The 510-nt window shown below is 69.8% G+C and carries 1 protein-coding gene; it reads right to left on the bottom strand.

The window, feature by feature from the left end; all coding sequences use genetic code 11:
- Positions 1-485: DUF222 domain-containing protein (locus tag CFP66_RS46910; RefSeq protein ID WP_143517648.1), on the bottom strand; the 485-nt coding region annotated here is incomplete at its 3' end.
- Positions 486-510: the final 25 nt, after the last annotated feature.

Genomic DNA, 510 nt, shown 5'->3' with positions numbered 1-510 from the left:
TCGTGGCGGCCCAGGCCTTTGGCCAGCAGGGTCAATGCGCCGAAGCAGGCTTGGGCGTCGGTGGCCGACATCGAGGTCCACAGCGAGGCCATGCCTTCTTCTTCGGGTTTGAGTACCACGCGGCGTTCGCGGTGCGCGGCGCGGTGGCGTGCGTGGCTGCCTTCGGGGTCGACGTGCTGCACCGCCCGTTTCACTGCGGCTTTGACCTGGGCCAGGGTTTGCTCAGGTGCCCGTGGCAGGACTCGTTGTTGCACGGCGCGGGCTGTGGCCTCGGGCAGGTAGTGCGCGGCGTCGCAGATGGCGGCGACGCGGCGTTCGTCGAGGCGACCGGCTTTCCACACCTTCAGCGTTTCGGGTAGTACGTGGGCCAGTTGCACCGCGCGTCCCAGTTTCGCCTTGGCTGTCATCCGGGACTGGCGCAGCGCCAGCCCGACCTCGTCGGGGGCGAACCGGCCCAGGGCGCAGGGTTTGTCGACCGCGACCATCGTGTTGTCGTCGCCGGGGCGGCGG

It is taken from the genome of Pseudonocardia sp. MH-G8 (genome assembly GCF_002262885.1).
Classification (GTDB): Bacteria; Actinomycetota; Actinomycetes; order Mycobacteriales; family Pseudonocardiaceae; genus Pseudonocardia.
The sequence above is the reverse complement of the archived record's forward strand: the minus strand, read 5'-3'. Positions and strand labels throughout refer to the sequence as shown.